This is a genomic window from Phytobacter sp. SCO41 (genome assembly GCF_003073275.1).
In the GTDB taxonomy this organism is placed as follows: Bacteria; Pseudomonadota; Gammaproteobacteria; order Enterobacterales; family Enterobacteriaceae; genus Phytobacter; species Phytobacter diazotrophicus.
Map to the genome: position 1 here is coordinate 4,437,028 of NZ_CP027225.1, position 26,312 is coordinate 4,463,339.

Sequence of the window (26,312 nt, forward strand, 5' to 3'; positions counted from 1 at the left end):
ATAGGCACCGCGTATGACAGTGAGATGACAGCGTGACTTATCTCAAAGTCTCAGTTGCGCGGGTGCCTTAAAAGCTTTTTTATATACTGTTGCAGCAACTCCGTATCATGATCGGAAACGTCCGTTCCCGGATGAACATCATCCATCGCGCCTTCAATACTCTGGATAAGCGCCTGTTGCTCAGGCAGCGCCATCTGACGCAAAAGTGCAGTGACCACGATCTCCAGCGCTTCCACCTGCGCAACCAGTTCTTTGGATTCCTCTTCCTTTTCCGCGAGTTTTACCAACAGCTCTGCAATGAGATTTTTCATAGCGCTATTTCCTTATGTGATATTCGATGACGTTAGCACTCTGTTCTGTAGTTGCAAAGTGGATGCATCTATTATTTTTCGCTAAATTTGCGCTATGTAGAACCGTAAAACAGGAAAGCCAGTAACGAAACGTTTCTCTGACATAGACGTAAATTTATTCCTGTGTCAAAGCGAGGCGGGAGATAAAAGAATATATTTTTCTATAAAGAAAATTTATATCCAGAGCGGAGCCAGAAGCTTCCGATCTGGATATCCGTTCAACGTCGCGCTTTACGTAATGCCAGCGCCAGTTGCCAAATATTGCATAAAACCACCAGCGCCGTGGCGACAAATACCCAGCGGAATCCGGCCATCGCCGAGACAGACGCCCCCATCAGCGGCCCGACCACGTTACCCAGATACATAAACGACTGGTTATAACCAAAAATACGTCCGGTCACCTGGTCGCTGGAATATTTAAGCAGCAGCGTTTGAACGGCAGGCAACATCGCCCCATCGGCGAAGCCAAGCATAAAACGCAAAATGCCCAGTTGTAGCGGCGAGGTGACAAACGACATGGCGAAAAATAGCACCACGGCGCAGACTAACGTTGCCATCAGAATGCGCGCCGTACCAATTCGATCGCCCAGTTTTCCCAGACGCGGCGCCGAGATAAGCGCGGAAACACCCGGTACGGCGGCAATCATCCCGCTGAGGAAGGCGATATTGCTGCTGTCGGGCGTCATAGACTGGATAAACAGCGCCAGGATAGGCCCGATAGAGCCATTGCATAACTGGATAACCAGCGTCGTCAGAAAAAGACTGATCACCAGGCCCGGATAAGGTAGCGAGGAAAAGACGGCCTTGCCGCTCAGCCGTTGCGCCTTGCTGACCTTAGGACGCGCCCCCTCTTTGATCAGAAACAGTGTGACCAGAAAACTGACGATCAGCAGCGTTGCGGTGATTAAGAAAACGGTTCGTAAACCAAAATGGTCCGCCAGAAAACCGCCCATTAACGGCCCGCCAATCACCCCACTGATTTGCGCCGTCGAGAGTGTGCTTAGGGCCCAACCGCTACGCTCACGGGGAGCCTGAGAGGCGACCAGCGCCATCGCATTGGGAATGTAACCAGACGTGAGCCCCATGACGCCGCGTAAGATGAGCAATTGCCAGACATTTGTCGCAAAAGCCTGCAGTAAAATGGCGATTGCCATCCCCAGAGAGGCGCGCAATAGCATTAACTTGCGCCCTTTTCTGTCAGCAAGGCTGCCCCATAGCGGTGAAACTATCGCGGAAACCATAAACGTGACGCTAAAGGTCAACCCGGACCACATCGACAACGCTTCGTGAGAAGAGACCCCCAGTTGGGAGACATATAAGGGCAAGAACGGTAAGATTTGACTGATGGCAAGACCGGTGAAAAAACAGCCGAACCATACGGAAATAAGGTTAATTCTCCAGGATTCCATAAACAGCAATTATTATTCAGTTTTTGGCAAATTAGACACAGGTTAACAAGAACAGTAATAAGAATACGCACCAGAGGTGCGATTAGCTTTTTTTTGGTGTTTTATCTTCTCTATTCTGCCACAGGCCACAGCCCTGAATATCAACCACACTTATCACGGTAGTTTATGCTTTAGCGGCATAGTCCAAATCCACGCATCCCAAGATGAAAATGGTTGGCGTGCGCCGCGTTGTACTCCGGCCCAAGGCCATTGCCATAATACCCACAACTCGCGCTTAACATCGCCTGTAGCCAGGGGCGCGTATCATCGCGCGTCCAGCCTCGCAGTACCGTTACCTGTTGACCGTTTGCCAGATGAAAACCGCTAATGTCCAGTGCTTCAGCAGTGGCGTGTTCGCTAAGACGGGCATCGGGTCGATTATAGATATTACGGCAGGCGTAACTTCCCAGATGGTCGATGCGAATGAGCGGACTGCCCATAAATTGCTGCGTTAGCGGCCGGGCCTGTTGTTCAACAAAAAGCGCTGAACTGAGTGCCAGCGGGCAACTGGCAAGAAAACTGCTGCTAAGTTTGACCGGGCCAAAATCGCGCACCCGTACCACATTGTTCAGCGGACAGTCACCCTGGGTATCGGCGACAGATGTTGAGGAAATGAGTTGCTGCTGGTTTGCCTGTTGCAGCAACTCAACGCACTGCCCCGGATCGAGCCGGCGTAACTTAAATTGGGTAATACGGCCTGGCGGATCATTAAGTTGTAATGGTGCGAAGGGGTTGTAGTAGGCGGGCAAATAGCGCCAACCCGCCGCCAGTCCGCCGAGCAAAATAAACAAACCGATGAAGCCTTTCCCTTTCACGCATCCCCTCCATTAATCACTGCAAAACAGTATGGCAGAAGTGATATGGTATGTGCTTTCTGATTCATGTGAGTGAAAGTTGAGATGGCAAAACTGCGGGTAGGGGTCGTGTTCGGCGGCAAGTCGGCTGAACACGAAGTGTCGCTGCAATCGGCAAAAAATATCGTCGATGCAATGGATAAATCGCGTTTCGATGTTGTATTGCTGGGGATCGATAAGCAGGGTCAGTGGCATATCAACGACGCGAATAATTATCTGCAAAATGCCAGCGATCCGGCGCGAATTGCACTTAATCCCTCTGAAAGCAGCGTTGCGCTGGTGCCGGGACAACCGTCACAGCAACTGATGAATGCCACGGATGCCAAACCCTTCCCACAAGTGGATGTGATTTTCCCGATTGTCCATGGTACGCAGGGTGAAGACGGTACGCTACAGGGCCTGCTGCGCATGGCAAACCTGCCGTTTGTCGGCTCAGATGTGCTGGGCTCCGCCGCCTGTATGGACAAAGACGTGACCAAACGTCTGCTCCGTGATGCGGGTCTCGCTATTGCGCCGTTTGTCACCTTAACCCGCAGCAATCGCGATCGTATGACGTTCTCAGAGATACAGGCGAAACTTGGGCTGCCGCTGTTTGTAAAACCAGCCAACCAGGGCTCTTCCGTTGGCGTCAGTAAAGTCTCCAACGAAGCGCAGTACCATGCCGCCGTCAGCCTGGCGTTCGAATTTGACCATAAAGTGGTGGTCGAAACCGGCATCACCGGTCGCGAGATCGAATGTGCGGTGCTGGGTAATGACGATCCGCAAGCCAGTACCTGTGGCGAAATTGTGCTTAACAGTGAGTTTTACGCTTACGATACCAAATACATTGACGATAACGGTGCGCAAGTGGTTGTACCGGCGGCGATCGCCCCCGAAGTGAATGATCATATTCGCGCCATCGCCGTACAGGCGTATCAGACTCTGGGCTGCGCGGGTATGGCACGCGTCGACGTATTCCTGACACCGGACAACAAAGTGATTATCAATGAGATCAATACATTGCCTGGTTTCACCAATATCAGCATGTACCCGAAACTGTGGCAGGCGAGCGGTCTCGGCTACACCGATTTGATCACGCGCCTGATTGAACTGGCTTTGGCGCGCCATCAGGCCGATAGCGCGCTGAAAAGTTCGATGAACGGTTAATTCTGCGTTTTTTCGTCCTCATTCGCCGCTTCTTCGTTTTCTTCGGGGCGGCGGCGAATGATAAACCCGGCAAGCCAGAAACTGATAACCCAGGTCACCAGCCCGACGGCATAGTTTTGCCAGCCTTTCGTTTCAAAACCCAGCAAACCCACAACGCCATTCAGAATAAAGATCAAACCAATCGCAAACGCATAGTAGTGCCAGTCACGGCGTATTTTTGAAGGCAGCTTCATGACAACTCCGGCAATAAAAACGCCATCCTCGCATATTTGTCATGGCACGTCTGTGGCGCATACGGAAATTCTGAAATGTTAATTTGATGGTCTAAATGTTACAGAAATGTGAGCGCGTACAAAATTTACACATCCGGAATCATTCCCGCTGCGAAATTATCACCATTCCGATGTTGACAATTTAATTGAACTGTCAAAATTACACCGATTCACTGGCAATGAGCCAACGTAATTAAACGTAGCGGAGGTCTATATGGCTGACTTTACCCTGTCGAAACCCTTTTCGGGTAAAAAAACTCGCGACGCCTCTACGCCCGGTAATATCGCTTATGCCGTGTTTGTGCTGCTCTGCTTCTGGGCGGGCGCGCAACTGCTGAACCTGTTGGTGCATGCGCCCGGGGTCTTTGAACATTTGATGCAAATGCAGGACACCAACCGACCACACGTCGAGATGGGGTTAGGTGTTGGCACCATTTTTGGTCTGGTGCCTTTCCTGATTGGCAGCGCATTTCTGGGCGTGATTGCCCTGGTATTGCGCTGGCGACGCCATCATTAGTTTTTCATCATACATTGCGCCCGGCGGTCATCGACACGCTTAGCAAACCAGGCAGTTGTAAGGTTGCGCGTGATCTTCGGGCTTTCCAGTTGGATCCCCGGCAGCATTTCTCGCGGTAACGTCTTTCCGCTCTTCTGTTCTGCCAGACGATAAACGTTCTGGTATAACGCCGTTTTCTCTAAGGCAATACTGTCCCCGGTTTGTAACTGTCGGCGGATATCTCTGTCGCTCATTCCCAGTTTCGCCCCCAGTTTTCTGGCTGCCAGCTCCGTTGCACCTGCATCGTTGCTGCCGTACTGAATCAGATCGCCGTCCAGCGCCAGTTTAACGCCGGTCGCTTTGCTTAGTGCATTCTGGAATGCCGCGTTACGGCTGGCGTAATGTCCGGCATTAAAATCAGCAAAGCGATAAAGGGGTGCCGTGTAATTTGCCGGATAATTGAGCAGGTGGTATGTGCCAAACCACAGGCCACCGCGACGGGTAAAGACCTCTTGTCGCACCGTGCCTTCCATTTTCCACGGGTAGCCGTCGGTGTGCTTCTCAGCAAACGCAACGCTAATTTGCATAGGCCCGCCGGTATGCACCGGGTTATAAGAACCAAAAAGCGTCTGCCCCATCGGCACGACGTTGATAAAATCGTCGAAAATCTCGCTCAGTTGTTTTTCGGTGCGAACCTTGTCCAGACGCTCGCTATAGCTTTTGCCATTGGGCGATTCAATTTTCAGCGCGGTATGTACCAGGGCAAGTGGGATATGTAAACGTGCCGCACGGCGGTCAATCTCTTTCCAGGCGATTTTATTCAGCCCCGGCACCTGCGGATCGGCCTGATAGTTAGACTCCTGCTGCGCAACCGCCAGCACCGAACAGATATTTTCCAGCGTCGGTGCAATCGACTGGCTGCTAAAAGTGGTGGCAATATCTTGCGCCCACGCATCCCGGTCTTTCACACTCGCGGGCATTTTTTCTCTGACCACGCTCGCCACATCGCGGGGCTTCTCCGCTTCGGCCTCCTTCGTCTCTTCTGCGCTGGTTGTGTTTTTCGGTGTCGTACAACCGGCGAGAATCATTCCCGCCAGCAGTGTCATTGTGGTCGCGATAAGACGCGGCGCGCAAACAGGCATATCGTTCCTTGCTTAACTGAAAGTGTTGGTCATTTGCGATGCTGGCGGTGCATTCAACTCGCTTTCAAAGCTGCGCAAACGTTTATAGATGGACATCAGTTCCACCAGCGTGGTCCAGGAAGCTATCAGATACTGGAATGAACTGCGCACCTGTTCAAATACGTTTGTGATTTGGCGCATCAGACCAAAAGTAATCGCCCCGGCGGCGATGGTCGGGAAAAGGACAACCAGACCGAACACCACATCAACCTGCAGATACAAAATACGGGCAATGTTGAAATACATATAGTGGAAATAAAGACGGAAATAGTTACGTCGGACGGCAGAAAAAAGCTCTTTCACTGTATGAGGTTTCGCGCGGTTGACGTCATCTTCGCCATACACCAGTTCTTTACGATATGCGGCTTCTACGCGCTGATTTTTGAACTCCAGCCCCGGCAGTTTAATCCCGACAAACGCCAGTAAAAAGGTGCCGGAGAGCGCCCAGGCGATGGACGCAATCACCAGACCATACGGCAGATGCCCCACCAGCGGCAACTCCTGTACGTGTGGCGACAGTGCCACCAGAACCGGTAAAAAAGCAATCAACGTCATGACCGCATTGATAAAGCTAACACCCATGTCTTCAAGCGTAGAAGCAAAACGCATGGTGTCTTCCTGAACACGCTGCGCCGCCCCTTCGATATGGCGCAACTGGTCCCAGTGCTCCATATAAAATTCGTTCATTGCCGTACGCCAGCGAAAGACATAGTGGCTCACGAAGAAGTTGTTCAGCACCGCAACGGTGACCGCAATCAGGGCGATCCACAAAAAGACACCGATTTCGCTATAAAGCTGACCAATACTGACTTTATTCGGCGCACTCAGCGCTTTTTGAATAAGATCGTAAAATGGCGCGTACCACGCGTTAATCGCGACGTTGATTTCCACCAGAAACCAGGTCACGAAAATGATTAAGGCCGTTCCCAGGATTGACCAGCGCTGCCAGCGATGCGGTGCGTAGAAAAACCAGAATAGCGCAAAGAGGCCAACGCATAATGCGTAGTAGGCATAAAACAGCAGGAAGTTCAGGGACCAGAAGCGCGCCGCGCTGATGGGAACATCCTCAGAAGCGCCAACCAGCCGCATTATCCAGACCTGCCCACCGGCCTGCCAGAAAACGACTGCGATCAGTGCCCAAATAAAGGCCGAGAGAAAGAACAGCTTCGGCTTTGGGAAAAAAGACTTAAACATAATACTCTCCTGCTCACTTCTTATTTTTGTGCATTACTCATACGGCGCACAACACACCTCCGCCACAGGAGCTTCCTGCGGTGGGGGAGCGTTGTGAGAACTGTAGAATCAGACCTGAGCGTAACGCCTTAGTTCGTTTGCCACTCGTGAAGAATTGTTTCGACGGGTTTCACAAAAACGGGGTTATCCGGCACCGTAAGTGTGCGCCAGACTTCATTATAATGGGCGATGAGTGTTTCAGCCGGAGCCGCTGGTCGGTTGGCTGTCGTATGGGCGTCTTCAGCTACGGTAATTGAATACCCACGGCTGGCACCATTTTTCAGCGTGGTATCGAAACAATAATCTGTCGCACAGCCGCACATGACGAATGCAGAGATATCGTGCTCGCGTAAAACATCCGCCAGCAGGGTACGGTAAAAACTGTCACAGGCGGTTTTGGTGACATACAAAGCGTTATCAGGCTGGTAAAGATCGGGCAGCAACTGGAACCCTTCGCTCCCCTCTTCCAGTCCACCGCTTTCGATATGCTGGATAAAAATCACCGTATCCGCCGCCCGTGTGAGCTGATTTATCCGCGCTACACACGCTTCGCGTCGAAAACGTGGCGTCGCAAAAACCCCGTTTTGCATATCCACTACCATCACCACTCGCTTACCTGACATTGATCGCCTCCAGAAATTCGCCGCGGAAAGAAAAAGGGTATCACAACGAAGCGGCTATTTTGTGGTCCGGAAAAAAGTTCATGTTTACCCCTCGTTACGTTATTTCGCAAAATAATGCGCTTTTCGGTGCTTTGAAATATGCCGCCTGGTAGTATAAATACGCATTATCCATTTCTTTCATTTACGGATGCTTTCGTTGAAACGTTGTTTGTTTTTCTCCGCGACGCTCTACGCGTTAACACTGACTTGCGCGCATGCAGCACAACAGTCGCCTGATGCTGAATTTGCGTCTGATATTGTTGATCGTTATGCCAACCATATTTTTTATGGCAGTGGCGCAACAGGGATGGCGATGGTGGCGATTGACGGTAACCAGCGGGTATTCAGAAGCTTTGGTGAAACGCGTCCTGGTTCGAACGTGCGCCCGCAGCTTGATTCGGTTATTCGCATTGCCTCGCTCTCCAAGCTTATGACCAGCGAAATGTTGGTGAAGCTCCTCGATCAGGGCGTAGTGAAACTCAACGATCCGTTAAGCAAATATGCGCCACCGGGTGCGCGTGTGCCGACTTATCAGGGTGCGCCGATTACGCTGGTTAACCTGGCGACACATACCAGCGCACTGCCGCGTGAACAACCGGGTGGTGCAGCAAAGCGAACCGTATTTACCTGGCCGACCCGCACAGAGCGCTGGAACTGGCTCTCTACGGCGACCTTAAAATCGGCACCGGGAACCCAGGCGGCGTATTCTAACCTGGCATTTGATCTGTTGGCCGACGCTCTGGCGAATGCGGCGGGGAAACCCTACTCTCAGCTTTTCGAAGAGCAAATTACGCGTCCGCTGGGGATGAAAGACACCACGTTTACGCCATCACCTGACCAGTGTCGTCGCCTGATGGTGGCGGAAAAAGGCGCGAGTCCGTGCGATAACACCCTGGCGGCTATTGGTAGCGGTGGTGTTTATTCAACACCGGGCGATATGATGCGCTGGATGCAGCAATTCCTCTCTTCTGATTTCTACAGCCGTAACAGCCAGGCAGATCGTATGCAGACGCTGATTTATCAGCGCAATCAGCTTACACGTGTTATCGGAATGGATGTGCCGGGTAAAGCCGATGCGTTAGGCCTGGGCTGGGTGTATATGGCACCGAAAGACGGGCATCCGGGAATTATTCAGAAAACGGGTGGTGGTGGCGGTTTCATTACCTATATGGCGATGATCCCGCAGAGTAATGTCGGTGTGTTCGTGGTGATCACGCGTTCGCCATTAACGCGTTTCGTGAATATGAGCGATGGCGTAAACGATCTGGTTAGTGAATTGAGCAACAATAAACCGGTGGTTGCACCTTCGTCCTGATTTGGCCAGGCAGTTGGTCAATACTCATAAGGCAAGCGGTTGATTTTCAACAGCTTGCCTTTATGCATTTCGATATAGTTTCCTTTACGCAGTGCGGACAGGACTTCGGCAATCACAGAGCGAGAAACCCCGGTGCGTCGCTGAATGTACTGAATAACCCCAACGCGCGCTCTAAGCTGTTCGTCCCAGTCAGACATGGTTAACAGCGATGCCCGAATTTGGTCGTAGGTACTGCTGCCAATAAGCTGACAATCGCGGGTTTCAGCAATGCGGTGCCACCATGTCAGCCACGCAAACGCTTCACGCCACAGTTGGTTTTTATCTATGAGCGTCATCGCTAAATCAGAAGACAAGTAATATCCCGAGCATTCGTTTTGCGCGGTGTATATATACTCGGATGGGCGTTGAATAAGGCCTGTACTTAGCCCTTTGATAAACGGTGCCCTGGCAATACCTAATAGCACATCGTTATATTTTCGACTAATAGCTATTTCACCCTGCAGAAGGACAAGGGTAATGTTATTCGGGTCGATTTTATTGAAAGTCAGAATGGCGTCATTGGCTAACTCAAAAGGAATACCATGAGCGGAAAAACATTCATCCAGTAAATATAACTCCGCAAGCGGCTTACTTAATGAAATCATTCAAGTCCCTTATAAAATAAAATTCCCGCCAATCCGTGGCGGGAATTTGGATACTGATAAAATAGCAGGGAAAATATATTCCCTGCCAGATTTATTACCAGGTGTATTTCACGCCAACTTTTGCGCCCCAATCCTGTTCAACGTCGCCGCCGCCCAGATAGTTCACATCAGTGTATGCGCTGAAGTTTTTGGTGAAGCTGAACTGCGTACCCAGACCAACACGAACTGCAGAACCTTCAACACCGTTGTCGATAGAATCGCCATTCACTTTTGCAGTGTTGTTAGAGTCATCGTAAACGTATGCCAGGTTGAAGTACGGAGTCAGAGCCTGATCGCTGCCATAGGTGAAGGTATAACCTGTGTTCACGCCCAGTTCATAACGCAGGCTATCGTAGTCCTGATCGCCCGCTTTCATGTTGTTGCTCAGGCGGAAGTTATCACCAGACTGGAACAGACCAGAAATACCGGCATACGGAGTAACATAACCTTTGTCGTTAACTTTCCAGTCGTAACCCAGTTTCAGACCGAAGCCCCATGCATCCGTTGAGGAGTCGCCGTCAACATACTGGCCGTTGGACATGCTGGCAGACAGATCGTTATCGAAACGGCTGTAGCTCAGGTTACCATCCAGGAAGATGTTGTTAGTAAAGCGCGCAGAAGAGTAGATGTACGCGGACTGGCTATCCTGATCAACTTTACCAGAACGATCGCTTACATCACCTTTCGCAAAGCCTGCTGCCGCACCGACGATCCATTTCGCGTTATTACCGTCAACGAAGGTATCAACACCGACCATGATGCCGCTAACGTCCTGATCGTAGTTGATCACGCCGTTGTCGCCATTCAGGTTGCCGCCAAAGTAGCTCACCCATGCGCCACCGTTGTCAGCCAGGCCATGACGACCATTGGTCAGACGGGTAGACAGAGTATCCTGTTGCAGATTCCAGATGTTGGTATTTGCAGAAGGAATGCTCAGCGCCATGTTCGCGTAGTCGGTCAGCTCCATCTGGCGCATAACGACGGTATTACCTTTCTGCTCAGCCTGATAGGTATACGCACCGAGATCAGCTTTGTTTGCTGCGCTAAAGGTTGCAGTGGTGTTTTTATCGTTGACGTAGATAAGTTCTTTACCTTTGTAGTCAGCGATACGGCCTACACCAGTAGAGTTATCGATACGAACTTTGTAGTTACCTTTGGCAGCGGTTACGTCGTCGGTAGCACTATTATCCAGTTCATTACCGCCATTGATGTCTCCGTTGCCGTTAACAGTCAGGTGACCATCGGAATTCATCGCAATCACGCCGTAGCCGTAATTAGCTTTGGTTTTATCCGAAGTACGATCGTTCACCAGGTCGGTATTCATAACATAGTCGCTGCTATGAATATTGAACACACCTGCATGGATATTACCACGAGTATCGGTGGCGCTGGTCAGATTCAGGGTATCTGCCTGGAACGGATAAGCATCGAATTCATTAACGTTAACATCCAGAAGACCATTATTCGTAACGGTAATGGTGTTAGCGTACAGCGCAGCTGAATAGTTCCAGCCCGAGGCAATATCGTCGGCCAGTTTTACGGTACTGTTATCAATAGACAGGCTATCGGTCGCAACATGACCATCCTCACCAATGTTCAGCAAAGAGTTATTTGTTAATTTAATGGAATCGGAAATAAGTGTGGAATCACCAACATTTACTTTAGATCCACTGTCTATAGTCAAGGTGTCAATATTAGAAGCATTGACAGTATTCCATGTTGAGCCATTCTTCAACGCTACATTGAATACACCGCTCTGGAAGACCTTATTATCAGTTGTACGTCCCCAGGCATTTGCTTCGATAATTGCGCCAGGGTAAAGGCTATTACCTGTAACATCATACCAATCAGTTGAAGGCATAGACTCAACATCAACGTTGGCAGAAGTGGTCGCAGAACCTGTCCATTTAGAGCCATTGTCCAGAGTAATATTGAGCTCATCAACATTCAGTGCGTCGTCAGCCCAGCCACCGTTGGTATCTTTAGAGCCAACAGAATTACTGTCGTAGCCTTGAGGATAGAACCCAGCGTTAAACGTACTTTCAAAAACAACATCGCCGAGCAGGGTTGAATTATCAAAGTTGACGTTGTTTTTCATTGAATAGTGAGATGCTGAGCTATCGCTGAAATACAGTGCTACGTCATTAACGGTACCGTCTCCGCTGTATTCACTCGGCTCTCTTGAGTTGCCATAGAAACCACGAGTTTCCAGTGACTCAACTGAACCAGAAGTCACGGTAGAATTTGAGACGCTAATATTGTTGTCCCAGGTATGGGATTCAGTTGTATAAGCGTTGTTAACAGTATTACCTTGCGTCAGGCTGATACCTGCAACACGAGAGTTGTTAGAGATATTGATATTGCTTTCAACATCAAGGTTTACTGCAAGACCAAGACCAGCGCCGTCCGCAAATTGATAACCTTCACCTGCCGCAGTGGTGAACGTTTCATGAGTGGATTTCGTGACGTCACCATCAAGATAAGAATCAGTGAAGTACAGTGCTTCATAGTCATCATCAATGATGGAGTTAGAAATATTCAGCGTAAATACATCGCCATCATGCCAGTTTTCGTCAATGACACGATCGGTGCCGTATTCATGATATTGATAAGCACTACCATCAGTGCCAACCCCAATAGGCAGATGAGATGTGATAGAGCCATGAATAACTGAATTAGTCACGTTCAATGTGTTATCTGAGCCAGCAGTACCATTTGTATAGTCATGATTCAGATAATAGGTAGAGATGGTGCCATTAACGGTATCACCCTTAAACGTCTGGTCAAAATCACCATTCGCATTGTTATGGTATACAAAGCCACTATAATTTACATAGTTACCATCTACTGTACCTGGCGCATCCATATTGCTCCAGTCAAGAGCTGTCTTAGGGTTATCAATATAATTCCAGGTATCATAAGTCGTCGCATTTGCCTGAGAAGCAATTGCCAACGTGCAGGCTAATGCTAATTGAGATACTACAAGTTTCTTTTTCCACGAGTGCATTTGTCATCCCTCCTCAGGGACATTATCGTTGGTCCATCAATTATTAATGCATCAAATGCAATAAAATTATTTGCGGGGAAATTATGCCGCAGAAAAAGAAAATGGTTCAATTAAAGTTCACGTAAAGTCCGAATTCGGACACATAAAACATAAACATAAGAAATCAGAATATATAAATATTGTAAAATACTTTAAAATCAAACAGATAATACTAATTCAATGAATATTGAATCGCCAAAAAAAGATATTAACAGGAGAAATAAAAATACAATTCACAATCACAATAAAAATAACATCATGAAGCACTATAAATCACGCCAATCAAAATTGAACTGATGAATGATTTAATGCATTTTAATGTCTCTGCGCATTGCCCTTCATATATTGCCGTTTTAACGCCGATTTTGGTGAAACATACCGGCCACTTTTCGGATACACTGTGCCCTCTGTTCCTAAGACATCAGGCAAATCATGACCGACTTAATCACCCGTCCGCGCCGCCTGCGCAAATCTGCCTCGCTCCGCGCTATGTTCGAAGAGACAACACTCAGCCTGAACGATCTGGTGCTGCCTATCTTCGTTGAAGAAGATATCGACGACTACAAAGCCATCAGCGCCATGCCTGGCGTGATGCGCATTCCGGAAAAACACCTCGCCCGCGAAATTGAACGCATTGCCAGGGCCGGTATTCGTTCTGTAATGACCTTTGGTATCTCTCATCACACTGATGCGACCGGTAGCGATGCCTGGCAGGAAAACGGCCTGGTAGCGCGCATGTCACGGATTGCCAAAGACGCGGTGCCGGAAATGATTGTGATGTCAGACACCTGCTTCTGTGAATACACCTCACATGGTCATTGCGGCGTACTTTGCGACCACGGCGTCGATAACGACGCCACGCTGATTAATCTCGGGAAACAAGCAGTGGTTGCCGCCGCCGCTGGCGCTGACTTTATTGCCCCCTCCGCCGCAATGGACGGTCAGGTGCAGGCGATTCGCCAGGCGCTGGACGCCGCTGGCTTTACCGACACTGCCATCATGTCCTATTCCACCAAATTCGCGTCATCATTCTACGGCCCGTTCCGTGAAGCGGCAGGGACAGCGCTGAAAGGCGATCGTAAAACCTACCAGATGAGCCCAATGAACCGTCGTGAAGCGATTCGCGAATCGCTGCTGGATGAAGCCCAGGGCGCCGACTGTCTGATGGTCAAACCGGCAGGTCCGTACCTCGATATCCTGCGTGATATCCGCGAGCGCACCACGCTGCCGCTGGGCGCATATCAGGTGAGCGGCGAATACGCGATGATTAAATTCGCCGCGCAGGCGGGAGCCATTGACGAAGAGAAAGTCGTACTGGAAAGTCTGGGCGCCATCAAACGCGCCGGTGCCGATTTGATCTTTAGCTACTTCGCACTCGACCTGGCTGAACGTAAGATTTTGTAAGCCCTCAGGCCCGGCGCGGCTGCCGGGCCTGTTCTCCTCACATCCCCCGCATTACCATTTATTCATAAAGCTGAAATGCAACTGTCATCCCGTACTTCTACTGTCATCGCAAGACGGCAGGAGGAGCCACCATGTTTAGTCTCGACAATGTACTCGACGACCTCTGGCCACAGGCCAAACCCGCGCCCTGGCAAAAGAATCTGCTCAGGCGTTTATTATACGAACAAGAGTTCCAGCAGTTCGCTGCAAACCATCCCCATCTGAAAGGGCTGGATATGGTTGAGCAGGTCCTGGAGCATCTACAAATTCGCTGCACCATCCCCGCATACGATCTTGAACAAATCCCCGAACAAGGCCCCCTGGTGATTATCGCCAACCACCCGACAGGCACGCTGGACGGTCTGGCGCTGATGTATGCGGTTTCTCGCGTGCGTCGCGACGTAAAAGTCGTGACCAACCGCATGCTGAGCCATCTGGAACCGCTCAGCTCCCTGTTTATCCCGGTGGATAATATGGGTGGCGGTCGCACCCGCAAGGCCTCGCTGCAGCAGATGGAAACCCAATTGCAGAACGGCGGCGTGCTGATTTTCTTCCCGGCTGGTGAAGTTTCACGCCTGACCCGCAAAGGGATTCGCGACGGCAAATGGCACCCCGGTTTTATCAAACTGGCCGCCAAATTCCGCACCCCGCTTTTGCCGGTGTGGATCAATGCCCGAAACAGCCCCCTCTTTTATGGCTGCGCCTTGCTTTCCGATACGCTGCCAATGCTGCTCCTTATGCAGCAGATGTTCCGTCGCCGTGGTACCCAACTGCCCATCACCATCGGTCAGCGTATTCCCTGGGATAGCTGGCATTCGACCTCGCTGGCTCCTCGCGATCTGGCGGATAAATGCCGTAAACACGTGCGACGTTTAGGCAAAAAAGCGCCGGGCGTCTTTAAAACCGAGTGTGCGATAGCCCGCCCGGAAGACCGGGCTACGCTGCGCCGCGAACTTAGCCGGGCGGAGTGTCTGGGACGCACCGCAGACGGCAAAATCATTTACCTCTGGCAGCGTCAGGGGCAAGAAGATGCGCCGTTGCTGCGTGAGTTAGGCCGCTTGCGCGAAATTGCTTTCCGTGCGGTTGGTGAAGGTAGCGGCAAGCGTCGTGACACAGATCGTTATGATGATGACTACCTGCATCTGATCTTATGGGATGAAACCGATCTGGAGATCGTCGGCGCGTATCGCTTTACGCCCACGGCGCGTCAGGTGGAGGCGCATGGCCCGGAGGGGCTGTACAGTTATAGCCTGTTCCATTACGACGAACGGATGTCAGAGGTGTTAGAGCACGGCATTGAACTGGGGCGCAGCTTTATTCAGCCGCGTTACTGGGGACGCCGTGGTCTCGACTATCTCTGGTCCGGTATTGGCGCCTATCTGGCACGCTACCCCCAATATCGCTATCTGTTCGGCCCGGTCTCTATTTCCGGCGGCTTACCGCCCGCGGCACGGGATTTACTGATTGCCTTCTATCGGTTGTGGTTTCCGGCAAGATGGCCGCTGGCCGAATCTCGCCGCCCCTGGCCTGCGACACTACCGGATGTGCTGGCACAGTTTACGGGCGAAGATTACACCGAAGATTTGACGCGTCTGAAGTCGTTGCTGGGCAACCTGGGCTGCGGTATTCCGCCGCTTTACAAGCAATACTCCGAGCTGTGCGACCCCGGCGGCGTGCAGTTTATCGATTTTGGCTGTGACCCGGATTTCAACAACTGCGTAGACGGTCTGGTGCTCGTCGACCTGACCTATCTGAAAGCGAACCGCTATGAACGTTATATCGCCGCACATTTGAATGACACAGCAGCCTGATCCTCCGAAAGGATTCGTGGATGGCCAGGGATGGCCTCAATGGCGACCCCTCTTTCCCTTCCCGGAACAGGTTAAATATTGCAATTTTGTTACACCGCTTACATATCATTGACCAGAGCATTGCCACGCAAAAACCAGACGGCATCATAAAGCTTTAGGCTTATGAGAGTGCGTTATGATTCGTGTGGTTCTGGTGGATGATCATGTGGTGGTGCGTTCAGGATTCGCCCAACTTCTCGGCCTTGAAGACGATCTCAGCATCACCGGGCAATACAGTACCGCCGCCGAAGCCTGGCCTGCGCTATTAAAAAGTGATGTGGATGTCGCCGTCCTTGATGTCGCCATGCCGGATGAAAATGGTCTGAGTCTGCTGAAACGCCTGCGGGCGCAGCGCCCTGATTTTCGCGCCATCATTCTAAGCATCTACGATACCCCTGCCTTTGTGCAAAGCGCACTGGATGCGGGAGCCAGCGGCTATCTGACCAAACGCTGCGGCCCGGAAGAACTGGTGCGCGCGGTGCGTTCCGTCGGTCTTGGCGGCCATTATCTTTGTGCCGATGCGCTAAAGGCGCTGCGCGGCGGGATCGAACCGAACAAAGTCCTGGCGTCTCTGACACCACGCGAGCGGGAAGTGTTTGATTTACTGGTAAAAGGCGATAGCGTCAAAGAAGTCGCGTTCAAACTCGATCTCAGCCATAAAACGGTGCATGTTCACCGTGCCAATGTGCTCGGTAAACTGAACTGCGCCACCACCATTGAGCTGGTCCATTTTGCGCTTAACCATAATCTGCTGGCGAATCACTGATGTCGCGTTCATTACGCCACGGGATCATCTCGCTGTTTATTGTGCTGGCCTGGGGGCCTGGCTGGCTAATGCTGTGGACGCTCAGTTTCTACCTCACCCATAACGGCCAGCAGGCGGTGCTCTTTCTACCGCATGGCGTCTATCTGGCACTGCTGATTTTGCTCTCGCGTCGTTTCTGGCCAGCCTTATTGCTCCCCCAGTTGGCGCTGATTTTATGGCTGCACAGCGAGCAGCTCCTGAGTGGCTATACGATGCTGGCCGCGCCCATCATCAGCCTGCTTCCGGCGCTGATGACGCAACATTTCTGGCACCGCTTTCCGCTCTACTGGCAGCGATTGTCCCTGTTGTTGACCGCCGTTACCGCCAGCGCACTGCTGCATACCCTGCTGCTCGCCCCTTTTTTGCAAAGCACCATGCTGCTGGCGGGCCTGGCTTCGTTCACTGGCGGGGTGCTGCTGACACCCTTTGTCTATCTCATTTTTGAATTCTTACGTCAGCAACATCGCCATCATCTGCTTGGCCTTGACACGATAGCGCCACCGTTACGGACCTCGCTTATCATCTGGTGCAGCCTCTTTTTTATTATCGGGATCGGCACGCAGATGGTGCTGTCACCGCAGATCGAACGCCTGTTACTGATCGTGGTGTTTTTACCCAACGTGGTGATGGCATGGAAGTTCGGCTGGCAGGGCGGCGTGCTGTCTGGCCTGCTCGGCAGTATGTTGATCACCATCGCCCGTCAGATTGGGGTGGGGTTTAGCGACCTGTTGGAACTGGAAATCTTCCTTGCGACACAAGCGCTACTGGGGATTGGCCTGGGGATCGCCATCAGCCGTCAGCAACATCTGGCGCAAAATCTGCACCACTACCGCAAACGGCTGGAGGCGGAATTACAGGCCCGCCGGGTGTTGACCGAGAAACTTATCCATACAGAAGAGGACACCCGCAAAAGTCTCGCCCGCGAACTGCATGACGAAATTGGCCAGAATATTACCGCCATCCAAATTCAGTCACAGTTGGTGAAGCGGGCGGGCGAAACAGATCGGGCGTTGGAAGCCGCGAATCAAATCAACGAACTCGCCAGGCGCATCCACCACTCTACCCGGCAACTGTTGCGCCAGCTTCGCCCGCCAGTGCTGGATGAGCTCTCGCTGCAAGAAGCCCTGCACCATCTGGTTAACGAATTTGCCTTTGCCGAGCGCGGTATTGCCTGCCATTTCGATTATCGGCTAAGTGCTCCTCCTGCCAGCGAAACCCTGGTTTTCACCCTCTATCGCCTGCTGCAAGAGTTACTCAATAACGTCTGCAAACACGCCTGCGCCAGTGAAGTGCGCATCGCCCTCAGCGAGCAAAACGGCCGTCTGTGTCTCGAAGTGCATGATAACGGCCTCGGTATAGCCGCTGAGAAGATGCCGGGCTTTGGTATCCAGGGAATGCGCGAACGTGTCCATGCCCTGGGGGGTGAGCTAACGCTTGAGTCGCGTCAGGGCACGCACGTAACTGTTAACCTGCCCACAATTTTGCAACAAAACCCGCTCTGACCAGGAAAAAGTCTTAGTCACATGGGGAGTTTCTCTCATCCGCTTTCGTTTGCGCTTACCTATAGTCAGCGCAACTGGAGACCGCTATGCACGCCATCTCATCTGCTGAAGTTGGACAACGTTACCGGGCTTTTCGCCCACGGTTACTGCTGTGCATGGTGGTGGGCTATGCGGCGTTTTACCTGACGCGTAAAAGCGTCAATTACGTGCTTCCGGCGCTACAAAGCGATCTGGGGTTAGACAAAGGCGACATCGGGCTGATGGGCTCACTGTTTTACCTCAGCTATGGCCTGTCAAAGTTTGCCGCCGGGCTATGGCACGACAGCCACGGGCAGCGCGCTTTTATGGGCTGCGGGCTGTTCGCCACGGGTTTACTGAACGTGCTGTTCGCTTTTGGTGACTCACTGCCGCTGCTGTTAGTGGTCTGGACGTTAAACGGTTTTTTTCAGGGCTGGGGCTGGCCCCCCTGTGCTCGCCTGCTCACCCACTGGTATTCCCGCAATGAACGCGGCTTCTGGTGGGGATGCTGGAACATGTCCATCAATATTGGCGGTGCCGTGATTCCGCTGATATGTGCCTTTGCCGCCCACTGGTGGGGCTGGCAGGCTGCGATGCTGACACCAGGGATAATCAGCATGGCGCTCGGCGTCTGGCTGACAATGCAACTGCGGGGTACACCGCAGGAAGAAGGATTACCGAGCGTGGGCGAATGGCGGCATGACCCGCTGGAGCTCCGTCAGGAACAACAAAGCCCCCCAATGGGCTTATGGCAGATGTTACGTATCACCATGTTGCGTAACCCGATGATCTGGCTGCTGGGCGTGTCGTATGTGCTGGTCTACCTGATCCGCATTGCGCTCAATGACTGGGGCAACATCTGGCTGGCAGAAAGCCACGGCGTCAATTTATTGAGCGCGAATGCCACGGTGATGCTGTTTGAAGTCGGCGGTCTGTTAGGTGCGCTGTTCGCCGGTTGGGGATCGGATTTGCTGTTTAGCGGGCAGAGAGCGCCGATGATTTTGCTCTTCACGCTGGGGCTGATTGTTTCGGTCGCGGCACTGTGGCTGGCGCCGGTACATCACTACGCGTTGCTGGCGATGTGCTTTTTTACCGTGGGATTTTTTGTTTTTGGCCCACAAATGCTCATCGGCCTGGCCGCCGTCGAATGCGGGCATAAGGCCGCGGCAGGATCGATAACCGGTTTTCTCGGCGTCTTTGCCTATGCGGGCGCAGCGCTGGCGGGCTGGCCGCTGTCGCAGGTGATTGAACACTATGGCTGGTCGGGGATGTTCAGCTTGCTCTCCGTCGCCGCCGTATTAATGGGTTTACTTCTGATGCCCTTGTTGATGGCGGGCATCATGACGTCTCGCAGTCCTACAACCTCACAGGAAGGATAAAACAATGAAAGTTACCCTGCTCTCTACCCTGGTGGCGACCGGTTTGGCGCTGGCGGCATTCAGCAGCGCGGCCAAAGCAGAAGGTCGTCTGGTGGTCTACTGCAGCGCGACCAACGAAATGTGTGAAACCGAAACACAGGCCTTCGGCGAGAAATACAATGTGAAAACCTCCTTTATCCGCAACGGCTCAGGCAGCACGCTGGCGAAAGTCGATGCGGAGAAGAAAAACCCGCAGGCGGATGTCTGGTACGGCGGCACGCTGGATCCACAGTCGCAGGCCGGGGAGATGGGACTGTTGCAGCCCTATAAATCAGCCAATCTGGGCCAGATCATGGAGAAATTCCGCGATCCGGCCAAAGTGAAAGGCAATCTCTCTTCCGCCGTTTACGTGGGCATTCTCGGTTTTGGCGTTAACACCCAACGCCTGAAAGAGAAAAACCTGCCCATTCCGAAGTGCTGGAAAGATCTGACGAAGCCGGAATACAAAAGCGAAATTCAAATCGCCGACCCGCAGAGTTCCGGCACCGCCTATACCGCGCTGGCAACCTTCGTTCAACTTTGGGGCGAAGACCAGGCTTTCGATTACTTAAAACAGCTCAATAGCAATATCTCTCAGTACACCAAATCGGGTATCGCCCCGGCACGTAACGCCGCGCGTGGCGAAACCGCCATCGGCATTGGCTTCCTGCATGACTACTCGCTGGAAAAAGAGCAAGGCGCGCCGCTGGAACTGATTTCACCTTGTGAAGGCACCGGCTACGAAATTGGCGGTATCAGCATCCTGAAAGGGGCGCGCAACCTGGATAACGCGAAGCTGTTCGTTGACTGGGCGCTGTCAAAAGAAGCACAGGAGCTGGCATGGAAAAAGGGCAAGTCTTACCAGATCCTGACCAACACCACCGCCGAAACCTCCCCGAACTCGCTCAAGCTCGACGACCTGAAACTTATCAATTACGACATGGATAAATACGGTTCCACGGACGTACGTAAAGCGCTCATTAACAAATGGGTTAGCGACGTGAAGATGGGCCAGTAAACGCGCATTGGCGATCATATTGCCGGGTAGCGGCGTAACGGCTTTACCCGGCCTACAACACCGGAATGCTTATGTCACACACACTCACACTCCATCCCGCCCCCAAGCGGGATGCGATATTCCTTTGGGTTCTGCTTGGCGGGCTGGCCTTTGCGCTGCTGCCAAGCTGGAGCCTGGATTATGGCCTGCTGGAGTCCACGCGCGATGAAATTATCGACGCCTACGGCTGGTCGCACGTTAACGTCAGTTGGTTGTGGTATCTGCTGCCCGCCGTGTTACTGCTTCGCCCACTGAGTGAAGCGAAGCGCGAGCAGCGAGGCCGCCACTACTTTGACGCCGGCTGGGCCTTACTGTGCATGGCGTTTGTGGCTGTCAGCGCCACCGTAGAAGGACGTGGCCTCGGTTATGCGGTGATTGTGCTGTTTGTCGCCCTTGCAGCCATCATGACTCTGGCGCTCACCCGCCTGGAGTGGCTCGGCGGCGACCGTTTTGTTATTGGTTCGCTGATTGTCATCGTGGCGCTGATCGGCGTCTTTATCGTCTGGCCAAGTATTGCCATCTTTATTCCTATGTTCACCACCGCCAGCGGTGAATTTGCCCCGCTGGCGTTTATGAATGTGCTCGCCCAGGCGCACATCATTCAGGTGATTTTGAACTCCATCTGGCTCTCTATTGCCGTGGGCGTCGGCTGTACCTTCTTCGGCCTGGTGCTGGCGATTTACACAACCCGCATTGCGCAGCGCAGCGCGATTATTGGCCGCATTTTCTCGATTCTGCCGATCGTCACCCCGCCGTTTGTCGTCGGCCTCGGCGTTACCCTGATGATGGGACGTTCCGGCTATATCACCGAATTAATGGTCGACTGGTTCGGGCTCACCAATACCAACTGGCTGTATGGGTTTACCGGTATCTGGCTGGCGCAGGTGCTGGCGTTCACTCCCATGGCCTTTATGATCCTCGACGGGGCGATTAAGACCATCCATCCGTCACTGGAAGAGGCCTCGTACACCCTGCGCGCCAGCCGCTGGCAGACCTTTAACGGGGTATTTATCCCGCTGCTAAAACCGGCGCTGGCTAACGCGTTTCTGATTGTGGTCGTGCAGTCGCTGGCCGATTTTAGTAACCCGCTGGTGCTTGGCGGCAACTTTGACGTGCTGGCAACGCAAATCTACTTCTATATCACCGGTTCGCAGCTTGATTATCAGGCTGCCAGTACGCTTGGTGCGTTCCTGCTACTCTTCTCGCTGCTGGTGTTCTGCGTGCAGTACATGTGGATCGGCAAACGCTCTTACGTCACCGTCTCCGGCAAATCCTATCGCGGCGATGTGCAGCCTCTGCCGGTCACGCTGGTATGGAGCGTAGTGGCGCTACTGGCAGTCTGGGTGGCCTTCAACGCCCTGCTCTATGGCAGCATTTTCTACGGCAGTTTCACGGTGAACTGGGGCGTGGATTATACCCTGACGCTGGATAACTTTATTAAGCTGTTTGGCCAGGGAATGAGCGATGGCGCGTGGCCTTCTCTGCTCGATACCTTGCTTTACGCCGGGATTGCCGCCCCGATCACCGCCATTTTCGGCCTGCTGATTGCCTGGATTGTGGTCCGCCAGCAATTCAAAGGGAAAAAGACCATCGAGTTCACCACCATGCTGTGCTTTGCGGTTCCGGGCACCGTGGCGGGCGTCTCTTATATTCTCGCCTTTAACAGCGCCCCGGTGTACATCACTGGCACCGCCGCCATTGTTATTATTTCGATGGTGATGCGTAACGTGCCGGTGGGTATTCGCGCCGGGATCGCAGGCTTAGGCCAGATTGATAAATCACTGGATGAGGCCTCACTTAGCCTGCGCGCCGGGTCGTTGCGTACCATTACGCAGATTTTGCTGCCCCTGCTGCGCCCGGCGATTTTGTCCGCGCTGATTTACAGCTTTGTCCGCGCCATCACGACTGTCAGCGCCATTGTCTTTTTGGTAACGCCGGATACGCGTGTGGCGACCGCCTACATTCTGAACCGCGTGGAAGACGGCGAATACGGCGTGGCAATTGCCTATGGCTCAATCCTTATTGTGGTGATGCTCGCCATCATCTTCATCTTTGACTGGCTGATCGGTGAGGCGCGTATCTCCCGTTCCAAAGCTAAAAACCAGGCCTAACGGAGCGCGACCATGACACAAAAACATTTCGTTGAACTGCGCAATGTCACCAAGCGATTTGGTAACAACACGGTTATCGACAACATTAATCTTGCCATCCCTCAGGGGGAGATGGTGACGTTACTTGGCCCATCAGGCTGTGGGAAAACCACGGTGCTGCGTCTGGTGGCAGGGCTGGAAAAGCCCTCTGAGGGACACATTTTTATTGATGGTGAGGATGTCACGCATCGCTCCATTCAGCAGCGCGATATCTGCATGGTGTTCCAGTCCTACGCCCTCTTCCCCCATATGTCGCTGGGAGAAAACGTGGGTTACGGTCTCAAGATGCTGGGGGTTTCACGTGCGGAGGTGAAAACGCGGGTGAAAGAAGCGCTGGCGATGGTGGATCTGGAAGGCTTTGAAGACCGCTACGTGGATCAGATTTCCGGTGGGCAGCAACAGCGCGTGGCGCTGGCACGCGCGCTGATCCTCAAACCCAAGGTGCTGTTGTTTGATGAGCCGTTGAGTAACCTCGACGCCAACCTGCGTCGCAGCATGCGCGATAAAATTCGCGAGTTGCAAAAGCAGTTCAACATCACGTCGCTGTATGTGACGCACGATCAGAGCGAGGCATTTGCCGTCTCCGATACTGTGCTGGTGATGAACAAGGGTCACATCATGCAGATGGGCTCTCCGCAGAATCTGTATCGCCAGCCTGCGTCACGCTTTATGGCGAGTTTTATGGGGGATGCCAACCTGTTCCCGGCAACGTTCCACCCGCAATTCGTTGATATTTATGGATACCGTTTGCCTGTGCCGGCACATTTCTCGGCCCAGGGAAGCGGCACGGTGGGTGTCCGTCCGGAGGCCATCACGCTGGGTGAACAGGGTGATGACAGCCAGCGTTGCGTGATCGTGCATGTGGCCTATATGGGGCCGCAGTACGAGGTGATTGTGGAATGGCACGGCCAGCGCATTTTGTTGCAGGTTAACGCTACCCGCCTGCAACCGGATGTTGGTGAGCAGTATTACCTGCAAATCCACCCCTATGGCATGTTCGAACTGGCCGAAACCGCGTGAGTTTATCCCGGATGCGGCTGCGCCTTATCCGGGTTACGGGTTCGGTGCCCGATCGTAGAGGGGGAGGGATCCCCATAAAAAATGCGAGCACGATCGGTTCCCTCTCCCTGAGGGAGAGGGCCAGGGTGAGGGGGAAAATGCGGCTCGGGAGGTGGGTTCCGTTCACCGTATGTTCATGGTGAAATGGAACCTCCGGACACGTGAACGGGTAAGCGTCAGCGCCACCGGGGGGATGCTCCCGGATGCGTCTGCATCACCGGAACACCTAACCTTCCTGACCAGGAGCCTCACTATGGATGGTTTGCGACCACACGCAGCCGCGCTCGCCTGCTGCTCAGCCGTGGGTTAGTCGTAAAAATGACATATAAAATTGGTCGCCAGGCCATATGCCCCTCCTTAGTTAAATATAATCCTGGATTTGCCTGAAAAATTTTTCTCTCAAACTAAAGTGCGAAACAATTCAGGTCAACTCATTCTCAATGATTAAATTTAACATCAGGTAATTACCTGAAAACATTGTGATACAACCGACAAAACAATGTTATAAGGTAATGAAATCTAAAATGTAAAAACTATGTGAAATAAAAACAGTAAATATCGTCAATAATTAATAATAGTAAAGCGTCGCCGGGATAAAAAGGGTGTAAGAATTGTCGGATTTATTCCCCGCCTGCTCCCTATAATATTTTGTTTTTTCCTGAACCATAAAAGATTCAAACTGCTATGCCTAATGAAATTTCACTCAAGGCATTATTTTTACGCTTCGCTTTCAGCCAGCTCCTCCTGGGAAAAACATCAAGAGCTTTTACCCTACGGCAAATTTCACCATTGCGGGGCAGCATGCACCAGAATTACCCGTCAGGCGCTACATCGGTGCCGCGTTTTTTTCGCGCCATTCCTTGCGCCATCCATAACCAAATGAATTTATTTAATTTTTAAGCTTGGCACTGCCTTTGCTACTGACATTGCACTGTGTTTAATGGCGAGGCAGTAAATGATGACCACAGAATCAACCACATTAAAAAGAACACTCGGCAGCTTCCGCTTATGGGGCATAGCCGTCGGCCTGGTCATTTCAGGCGAATATTTTGGCTGGAGTTATGGCTGGTCCCAGGCCGGAACGATGGGATTTTTGATTGTCGCGCTGGCGATTGCCGCCATGTATTGCGCATTCATCTTCAGTTTCACCGAGCTGACAACGGCGATCCCACACGCGGGCGGCCCTTTTGCTTACGCGTATCGGGCTTTCGGCCCCACTGGCGGATTTATTGCCGGTTTCGCCACGCTCATTGAATTTGTATTTGCGCCACCGGCTATTGCAATGGCTATCGGGGCCTACCTGAACGTGCAATTTCCGTCCCTCGATCCAAAATGGATCGCCTGCGGCGCCTATATCATCTTTATGGCGTTGAATATTCTCGGTGTCGGCATTGCCGCTACGTTTGAATTGATCGTCACCCTGCTGGCGATATTTGAATTGCTGGTCTTTATGGGTGTTGTTGCACCAGGCTTCTCCTGGGACAACTTCGCGGCTAACGGCTGGGCAGGCGCAGAAAGCTTTAGCGCCCCGGCATTGTCGGGGATGTTTGCCGCTATCCCCTTTGCTATCTGGTTCTTCCTGGCAATTGAAGGCGCGTCGATGGCCGCCGAAGAAGCCAAAGACCCGCAACGCACCATTCCTCGCGCGCTGGGCGGCGGTATCCTTACGCTGACCGTATTGGCGGTTGGCGTAATGATATTTGCCGGCGGCGTGGGTGACTGGCGCGCCCTGTCGAACATTAATGACCCCTTACCGCAGGCGATGAAAGTCGTGGTGGGCAACAGTAGCGGCTGGCTGCATATGCTGGTCTGGCTGGGGCTGTTTGGCCTGGTGGCCTCTTTCCACGGCATCATCATGGGTTACTCCCGTCAGATCTACTCACTGGCGCGTGCGGGCTATCTGCCTGCCAGCCTGGCGAACCTGAATCGTAAAACGCGCACACCGCACCTGGCGATTCTGGCCGGCGGCGTGGTGGGGATCGCGGCCATTTTCTCCGATTCGCTGGTAACCATTAGCGGTATGCCGCTGACCGCCTGCATTGTGACGATGTCAGTATTCGGCGCTATTGTTATGTATATCATCTCAATGGCCGCGCTGTTCAAACTGCGCCGTAGCGAGCCGAACCTGGTGCGTCCGTTTAAAGCGCCCCTGTTCCCGATAGCGCCCGCGTTTGCGCTGGGTATGGCGGTACTCTGTCTGGTCGCGATGGTCTGGTACAACACCCTGCTGGCGCTCATTTTCGCGCTGATGATGCTGGGCGGTTACATGTGGTTCCGTAAAACAGCGTCAGCCCGTGAACGTGCGGCGATGGATCCGCAACTGCGTGCGCTCTCCTGAGGAGGCG

The 26,312-nt window shown here is 52.5% G+C and carries 21 protein-coding genes; 12 read left to right on the top strand and 9 right to left on the bottom strand.

Features of this window, described 5'->3' with window-relative positions; genetic code table 11:
* Positions 1-50: 50 nt before the first annotated feature.
* The 3 genes from iraP to C5523_RS21670 all read right to left on the bottom strand — a co-directional run bounded on the left by iraP (position 51) and on the right by C5523_RS21670 (position 2,613).
* Positions 51-311 carry an anti-adapter protein IraP gene (iraP, locus tag C5523_RS21660; protein ID WP_041852560.1) on the bottom strand — a complete coding sequence of 87 codons (261 nt, stop codon included), beginning with the start codon at positions 309-311 and terminating at the stop codon, positions 51-53.
* 257 nt (positions 312-568) lie between these two features.
* Entirely contained in the window at positions 569-1,759 is a 1,191-nt protein-coding gene (locus C5523_RS21665; protein ID WP_041852687.1) for a multidrug efflux MFS transporter, read from the bottom strand.
* Between the two features lie 170 nt (positions 1,760-1,929).
* A complete protein-coding gene (locus C5523_RS21670; RefSeq protein WP_071195857.1) occupies positions 1,930-2,613 on the bottom strand; it encodes an extensin family protein in 684 nt (227 codons plus the stop codon).
* An 84-nt stretch (positions 2,614-2,697) separates the two neighbouring features.
* Here C5523_RS21670 and ddlA point away from each other — a divergent pair, with 84 nt between their 5' ends.
* Positions 2,698-3,798: a D-alanine--D-alanine ligase gene (ddlA, locus tag C5523_RS21675; protein WP_071195858.1), complete on the top strand. Its 1,101-nt coding sequence runs from the start codon at positions 2,698-2,700 to the stop codon at positions 3,796-3,798.
* Here the strand turns inward: ddlA and C5523_RS21680 are convergent.
* Entirely contained in the window at positions 3,795-4,031 is a 237-nt protein-coding gene (locus tag C5523_RS21680) for a DUF2754 family protein (protein ID WP_041852563.1), read from the bottom strand. The two genes, ddlA and C5523_RS21680, sit on opposite strands and share 4 nt — an antisense overlap.
* A 253-nt stretch (positions 4,032-4,284) precedes the next feature.
* Here C5523_RS21680 and C5523_RS21685 point away from each other — a divergent pair, with 253 nt between their 5' ends.
* A complete protein-coding gene (locus C5523_RS21685) occupies positions 4,285-4,587 on the top strand; it encodes a YaiY family protein (RefSeq protein WP_041852564.1) in 303 nt (100 codons plus the stop codon).
* On the opposite strand, the gene C5523_RS21690 is transcribed toward C5523_RS21685, so the two are convergent.
* The 3 genes from C5523_RS21690 to C5523_RS21700 form a co-directional block, all read right to left on the bottom strand.
* Complete coding sequence (locus C5523_RS21690; protein WP_369943692.1) at positions 4,584-5,708, bottom strand: DUF1615 domain-containing protein; 1,125 nt, start codon at positions 5,706-5,708, stop codon at positions 4,584-4,586. The two genes, C5523_RS21685 and C5523_RS21690, sit on opposite strands and share 4 nt — an antisense overlap.
* A gap of 12 nt (positions 5,709-5,720) precedes the next feature.
* Entirely contained in the window at positions 5,721-6,941 is a 1,221-nt protein-coding gene (sbmA, locus tag C5523_RS21695) for a peptide antibiotic transporter SbmA (RefSeq protein WP_041852566.1), read from the bottom strand.
* Positions 6,942-7,069: 128 nt separating this feature from the next.
* Positions 7,070-7,603 (bottom strand): isochorismatase family protein, encoded by a 534-nt coding sequence (locus C5523_RS21700; RefSeq protein ID WP_108701944.1) that lies wholly within the window; start codon positions 7,601-7,603, stop codon positions 7,070-7,072.
* 196 nt (positions 7,604-7,799) lie between these two features.
* On the opposite strand from C5523_RS21700, the gene ampH reads away from it, so the two are divergent.
* A complete protein-coding gene (gene ampH / locus C5523_RS21705) occupies positions 7,800-8,957 on the top strand; it encodes a D-alanyl-D-alanine-carboxypeptidase/endopeptidase AmpH (protein ID WP_041852568.1) in 1,158 nt (385 codons plus the stop codon).
* Between the two features lie 17 nt (positions 8,958-8,974).
* On the opposite strand, the gene C5523_RS21710 is transcribed toward ampH, so the two are convergent.
* A complete protein-coding gene (locus tag C5523_RS21710) occupies positions 8,975-9,601 on the bottom strand; it encodes a helix-turn-helix domain-containing protein (RefSeq protein WP_041852569.1) in 627 nt (208 codons plus the stop codon).
* A 94-nt stretch (positions 9,602-9,695) separates the two neighbouring features.
* A complete protein-coding gene (locus tag C5523_RS21715; RefSeq protein ID WP_108701945.1) occupies positions 9,696-12,647 on the bottom strand; it encodes an autotransporter outer membrane beta-barrel domain-containing protein in 2,952 nt (983 codons plus the stop codon).
* Between the two features lie 471 nt (positions 12,648-13,118).
* On the opposite strand from C5523_RS21715, the gene hemB reads away from it, so the two are divergent.
* The 9 genes from hemB (at position 13,119) to eat (ending at position 26,305) form a co-directional block, all read left to right on the top strand.
* The gene (hemB, locus tag C5523_RS21720) at positions 13,119-14,090 is read left to right on the top strand and encodes a porphobilinogen synthase (RefSeq protein ID WP_108701946.1); all 972 of its coding nucleotides are present in this window, start codon (positions 13,119-13,121) and stop codon (positions 14,088-14,090) included.
* Positions 14,091-14,221: 131 nt separating this feature from the next.
* On the top strand, positions 14,222-15,940 hold the full coding sequence (locus C5523_RS21725) for a lysophospholipid acyltransferase family protein (RefSeq protein ID WP_071195864.1): 1,719 nt from the start codon (positions 14,222-14,224) through the stop codon (positions 15,938-15,940).
* A 175-nt stretch (positions 15,941-16,115) separates the two neighbouring features.
* Positions 16,116-16,745, top strand: coding sequence for a response regulator transcription factor (locus C5523_RS21730; RefSeq protein ID WP_071195865.1), 630 nt, complete (start codon positions 16,116-16,118; stop codon positions 16,743-16,745).
* Positions 16,745-18,286, top strand: coding sequence for an MASE1 domain-containing protein (locus tag C5523_RS21735; protein WP_107223680.1), 1,542 nt, complete (start codon positions 16,745-16,747; stop codon positions 18,284-18,286). Before C5523_RS21730 ends, C5523_RS21735 begins: the two co-directional genes overlap by 1 nt.
* An 86-nt stretch (positions 18,287-18,372) precedes the next feature.
* Positions 18,373-19,683, top strand: a complete 1,311-nt coding sequence (uhpC, locus tag C5523_RS21740) for an MFS transporter family glucose-6-phosphate receptor UhpC (RefSeq protein WP_071195867.1) — start codon at positions 18,373-18,375, stop codon at positions 19,681-19,683.
* 4 nt (positions 19,684-19,687) lie between these two features.
* Positions 19,688-20,719, top strand: a complete 1,032-nt coding sequence (locus C5523_RS21745) for an ABC transporter substrate-binding protein (protein WP_108701947.1) — start codon at positions 19,688-19,690, stop codon at positions 20,717-20,719.
* Between the two features lie 71 nt (positions 20,720-20,790).
* Complete coding sequence (locus C5523_RS21750) at positions 20,791-22,869, top strand: iron ABC transporter permease (protein WP_103245873.1); 2,079 nt, start codon at positions 20,791-20,793, stop codon at positions 22,867-22,869.
* A gap of 12 nt (positions 22,870-22,881) precedes the next feature.
* Positions 22,882-23,928, top strand: a complete 1,047-nt coding sequence (gene fbpC, locus C5523_RS21755) for a ferric ABC transporter ATP-binding protein (RefSeq protein ID WP_041852578.1) — start codon at positions 22,882-22,884, stop codon at positions 23,926-23,928.
* A gap of 997 nt (positions 23,929-24,925) precedes the next feature.
* On the top strand, positions 24,926-26,305 hold the full coding sequence (gene eat / locus C5523_RS21760) for an ethanolamine permease (RefSeq protein ID WP_108701948.1): 1,380 nt from the start codon (positions 24,926-24,928) through the stop codon (positions 26,303-26,305).
* Positions 26,306-26,312 lie beyond the last annotated feature (7 nt).

Coding starts and splice junctions, on each gene's coding strand:
- iraP (WP_041852560.1), bottom strand. CDS start 311: ATGAAAAATCTCATTGCAGAGCTGTTGGTAAAACTCGCGGAAAAGGAA.
- C5523_RS21665 (WP_041852687.1), bottom strand. CDS start 1,759: ATGGAATCCTGGAGAATTAACCTTATTTCCGTATGGTTCGGCTGTTTT.
- ddlA (WP_071195858.1), top strand. CDS start 2,698: ATGGCAAAACTGCGGGTAGGGGTCGTGTTCGGCGGCAAGTCGGCTGAA.
- C5523_RS21680 (WP_041852563.1), bottom strand. CDS start 4,031: ATGAAGCTGCCTTCAAAAATACGCCGTGACTGGCACTACTATGCGTTT.
- C5523_RS21685 (WP_041852564.1), top strand. CDS start 4,285: ATGGCTGACTTTACCCTGTCGAAACCCTTTTCGGGTAAAAAAACTCGC.
- C5523_RS21690 (WP_369943692.1), bottom strand. CDS start 5,708: ATGCCTGTTTGCGCGCCGCGTCTTATCGCGACCACAATGACACTGCTG.
- sbmA (WP_041852566.1), bottom strand. CDS start 6,941: ATGTTTAAGTCTTTTTTCCCAAAGCCGAAGCTGTTCTTTCTCTCGGCC.
- C5523_RS21700 (WP_108701944.1), bottom strand. CDS start 7,603: ATGTCAGGTAAGCGAGTGGTGATGGTAGTGGATATGCAAAACGGGGTT.
- C5523_RS21710 (WP_041852569.1), bottom strand. CDS start 9,601: ATGATTTCATTAAGTAAGCCGCTTGCGGAGTTATATTTACTGGATGAA.
- C5523_RS21715 (WP_108701945.1), bottom strand. CDS start 12,647: ATGCACTCGTGGAAAAAGAAACTTGTAGTATCTCAATTAGCATTAGCC.
- hemB (WP_108701946.1), top strand. CDS start 13,119: ATGACCGACTTAATCACCCGTCCGCGCCGCCTGCGCAAATCTGCCTCG.
- C5523_RS21725 (WP_071195864.1), top strand. CDS start 14,222: ATGTTTAGTCTCGACAATGTACTCGACGACCTCTGGCCACAGGCCAAA.
- C5523_RS21730 (WP_071195865.1), top strand. CDS start 16,116: ATGATTCGTGTGGTTCTGGTGGATGATCATGTGGTGGTGCGTTCAGGA.
- C5523_RS21735 (WP_107223680.1), top strand. CDS start 16,745: ATGTCGCGTTCATTACGCCACGGGATCATCTCGCTGTTTATTGTGCTG.
- uhpC (WP_071195867.1), top strand. CDS start 18,373: ATGCACGCCATCTCATCTGCTGAAGTTGGACAACGTTACCGGGCTTTT.
- C5523_RS21745 (WP_108701947.1), top strand. CDS start 19,688: ATGAAAGTTACCCTGCTCTCTACCCTGGTGGCGACCGGTTTGGCGCTG.
- C5523_RS21750 (WP_103245873.1), top strand. CDS start 20,791: ATGTCACACACACTCACACTCCATCCCGCCCCCAAGCGGGATGCGATA.
- fbpC (WP_041852578.1), top strand. CDS start 22,882: ATGACACAAAAACATTTCGTTGAACTGCGCAATGTCACCAAGCGATTT.
- eat (WP_108701948.1), top strand. CDS start 24,926: ATGACCACAGAATCAACCACATTAAAAAGAACACTCGGCAGCTTCCGC.